Genomic DNA, 304 nt, shown 5'->3' on the forward strand with positions numbered 1-304 from the left:
CGTCGCCCACTCCAGCGAGCGGCCGTAGCCCCACGGGTCGTCGACCTCGACCTTCTTGCCGTACTTGGCCGTCTTCCACACGTTGTAGAAGAAGGGCAGGATCGACGCGCCGAGGACGAACGAGCTGATCGTCGAGATCGTGTTCAGGGCGGTGAAGCCGTCGGCCGCGAGGTAGTCCGCGTAACGACGGGGCATGCCCTCGGCACCCAGCCAGTGCTGGACCAGGAAGGTGCCGTGGAAGCCGATGAACAGCGTCCAGAAGGTGATCTTGCCGAGGCGCTCGTCGAGCATCTTGCCGGTCATC

Annotated in this window: 1 protein-coding gene; it reads right to left on the bottom strand. The window is 64.8% G+C overall.

The genetic code is table 11. The annotated features are described in order from the left end of the window. Window positions 1–304, bottom strand: a 304-nt coding sequence (locus TN53_RS43815) for a cbb3-type cytochrome c oxidase subunit I (protein WP_046264527.1), incomplete at both ends; no start/stop codon positions are given.

Origin of the sequence: Streptomyces sp. WM6386, assembly GCF_000972385.1 — a bacterium.
Classification (GTDB): Bacteria; Actinomycetota; Actinomycetes; order Streptomycetales; family Streptomycetaceae; genus Streptomyces.